We start from the raw sequence: 3070 nt of genomic DNA, 5'->3' as shown, positions 1-3070 counted from the left end.
TAATGAAAATGCAAAAATGCTGACAAATGCCACTGAGAACAGAAGTGCTTTTCTGAGAAGTATTAAGACTAAATAAAATAACCCCCTCACAATAATGTGAAGGGGTTTTTATTTATCGTTTTAGGTATTCTTCTTCCATAAACGTCAATATTTCACCTTCTAATTCTGCAGGGAAATGGCTATGAGGCGTACCAAGTGGGGCCATTATACCTTTTCTTACTACCCCCAGGTAACTATGACAATACTTTACATAGACGTTGAATCGTGGGAATCCCTCATCCGATGGCAATACCTCTTTATCTTCAAACTTTAATCTAATACTTTCAAGGAATTTACATGCTTCTCTACGTGATCTGAAGCTTTTTGAACGTTTAAATTCATTCCCTACATAAACAAAAATTTCATGAGAAGTTGTCAATTGAACGCCCCCTTTATTTGGTATGTAAAAAGCATAGCACATATCAAATGAAAAATGTGGGAGCTCAGTCAGTGTAGATTACTTGAACAAACTTCTCATTATTTTCCCCGTTGCTTTACTCTGAAGACGTTTACCAAAGATCTATTCTAAGGAACTTCAATTCCTTTCTATTAATCAAATAATAAAAGCAGGCATTAAGCCTGCTTATTTTTTTCACTTTTATCTAGGAATAAAGAAAACCACATAACACTTATAAATCCGGCAATAGCAAGAATGCCAACCACTATATAGGCCCACATTGGTATATCCATTAATCTTCCTCCTATATTAAAAAGTAATAAAAGGATATGATTGCTCATCATGCTATTTCTCTTTCGGATGGGTGTAATAAAAAACAACACTTAAAATTAAAAAAATGGTAGCGATGATAACTAAACTGCTTTCGAGTAGACTTTGATCAATCATACTTTCATCTGTATCAACTGTTGAAGCAGTTAGTATTACATCTTTGAGACGATCTGCAACTTGGAGCAGAAAGAATGTGAAAAGGCTCAAAAGCAGTGAGACAATTGAATATTTGATTTTCATTTATCCCATCCCCTTGTTTGATCATTGCCAATTGTGGCAATTAGTTCTTCAATCGACTTTCAACATCAAACAATCTCTTATTCAATAACTCCGTTTTATTATCTACATTCTGTAGCTGTTTAAGATGAGCTGTAATATCTTGAGGCTGATTTTCTTCAAGTCTGTCTAATTTAACGTTAATCTGATTGAATTCCTTCTTTGTTTCTTCTCTGAATTCATTCATCTCTTCTTTAAATGACTTTAATTCAGATGATACACCATCAATTTTGTTATCAATTTTCTTTATCTCATCCAATATTGCTTGAAGCATATTATTCTCCATCCCGTTCACCTCTCCATACAGTATAACAGCTATTGCAATACTTTTGATTATCGGAAATTCCGACAATCGAATATTTCAATGGTTTTGTTTAACGAATTAAAAAATAAAAGCAATACTTTTGCTTAAGAGTCTTTAGGATCATCCTCGACAAATTCAATAACATCTTCCAGTTTGCAATTTAACACTTTGCAAATTCTGTCTAACGCTTCAACATTTATAGATTTTACTTTTTCTTCTTCGCTCAGTTGCTCATTATTAACCCATTTACTAATAGTATTTGGTCTTATTTCTGTTTTTCTAGAAAGCCAATACATTGATTTATCGTGTTTTTCTAATAGTTTATCTAATTTAAATTTGATCAAAAGTATTCACCTCCAAATAATAATACCACAAACCAACGCAAAAAATAATGACGATTTAACGCTTGGCGTTAAACAAATGATGATATATTATTAACATAAGGAGTTAAATAAATAGGGATTAACAATAAGTGATAATATTGAGGCGCATAATCATCCACAGAAAAGACTTAGGTAATTTACCCGCAATACTCTTTTATAAGCAGTTCGCAATAGCTGGTGAAGATGGTCAAGTTCATCTATATCAAGTCTTAAAAAGAGGAGATGGACTGTATGATAGGCTTCATTCAGATTTCTTGGCCGAAGATATTCAATACAAAAGTCTTGTCACTCTGACTAATGCAGTAGTTGATAAACTGCTTCACACAACCTTATGGGATGCACTTATTGATAATCGAGAGCTAATTACATTAGAAGGCTTTCAGTTGTTAGACAAAAACAAAACATACTAAAGGGGATACTGACAATGCAAATTAACCGACACACTGTAGGAACTAACGTAGCGAGCTTAGGGACAATCTCTAACGAGGAACGCTTTGAGGATATAGCTAATCACTTTCACCATTTCATCCTGAATAACAAATCAGAAGAAGTTAATTTCATTGAAACAAACAATAATGGAGCGCCTACAAAGCGCTTCAACATACATACCGATATTTCAATTCCAGTTTCCTTCAATATAGATGGTGAAAGTGAAGAGGACGCAAGAGACAATTTAGAGTCAACGTTGCAAATGGCAATTGATCATATACATGTGATGTTTGAAATGGGCGGAGGACAAACGGTTATCCCAAGAGTTAGCGACAATTTATGTGAAATTGGTGAGTATGACGTAGAGGAAGCTGACGCTGATGAATAAAACCGAGGTACATAACGAGTGGTTCTGTAAGGTTGCTTTTGGAGTATTACTTGTAGCTGTGCCGGCTATATGTATCCAGTTTATAGCTTGGTTTGGATGATTAGGGAGTGCTGGAACACTCTCCTAATCTTGGTCAATACTATGCAATTCTATTGTATTTAAAATTAACAATTTAATCAAGGGGGTCGTGTAATGCGACTCCTTACAATTAAATACAGTCAGTCTACTCCTGAATTAAGGTGTTGTCTTTAGTGATGCCTTTTTTAAGGATCAGACTGCCGTGGAATGCGCTAACACACGTAAAACTTGACAGGGTAGTGACTCAGCCGACGCAATAAATGAGGATAGGATGCCTTCTGTGCTTCCCTATTTACACATGCATCTGAAAGGCGAAAGCTGCCATTAAGTGCTGACGAAGGAAGGGTGTATCGTTTCTGACGATGCAGGACAAGCCACAAGTAGGAGAGTCCAATTTTGGACTTCCAAACCTGTTAGGGACACTTGACACAGTAGGCTTGTTTGGG

General features: G+C 35.3%; 5 protein-coding genes. 1 reads left to right on the top strand and 4 read right to left on the bottom strand.

Features of this window, described 5'->3' with window-relative positions; translation table 11 throughout:
- Positions 1 to 112: 112 nt before the first annotated feature.
- The 4 genes from ACQXR1_RS22045 to ACQXR1_RS22030 form a co-directional block, all read right to left on the bottom strand.
- A complete protein-coding gene (locus ACQXR1_RS22045) occupies positions 113 to 418 on the bottom strand; it encodes a hypothetical protein (RefSeq protein WP_430772873.1) in 306 nt (101 codons plus the stop codon).
- A 363-nt stretch (positions 419 to 781) separates the two neighbouring features.
- A complete protein-coding gene (locus ACQXR1_RS22040) occupies positions 782 to 1006 on the bottom strand; it encodes a hypothetical protein (protein ID WP_430772872.1) in 225 nt (74 codons plus the stop codon).
- A 40-nt stretch (positions 1007 to 1046) separates the two neighbouring features.
- Positions 1047 to 1328, bottom strand: a complete 282-nt coding sequence (locus tag ACQXR1_RS22035) for a hypothetical protein (RefSeq protein ID WP_134983614.1) — start codon at positions 1326 to 1328, stop codon at positions 1047 to 1049.
- A 122-nt stretch (positions 1329 to 1450) separates the two neighbouring features.
- Complete coding sequence (locus tag ACQXR1_RS22030) at positions 1451 to 1690, bottom strand: helix-turn-helix domain-containing protein (RefSeq protein ID WP_033881587.1); 240 nt, start codon at positions 1688 to 1690, stop codon at positions 1451 to 1453.
- A 463-nt stretch (positions 1691 to 2153) separates the two neighbouring features.
- Here ACQXR1_RS22030 and ACQXR1_RS22025 point away from each other — a divergent pair, with 463 nt between their 5' ends.
- Positions 2154 to 2546, top strand: a complete 393-nt coding sequence (locus tag ACQXR1_RS22025; protein ID WP_430772871.1) for a hypothetical protein — start codon at positions 2154 to 2156, stop codon at positions 2544 to 2546.
- Positions 2547 to 3070 lie beyond the last annotated feature (524 nt).

Source organism: Bacillus sp. ATD (genome assembly GCF_050585765.1).
Classification (GTDB): Bacteria; Bacillota; Bacilli; order Bacillales; family Bacillaceae; genus Bacillus; species Bacillus stercoris.
The sequence above is the reverse complement of the archived record's forward strand: the minus strand, read 5'-3'. Positions and strand labels throughout refer to the sequence as shown.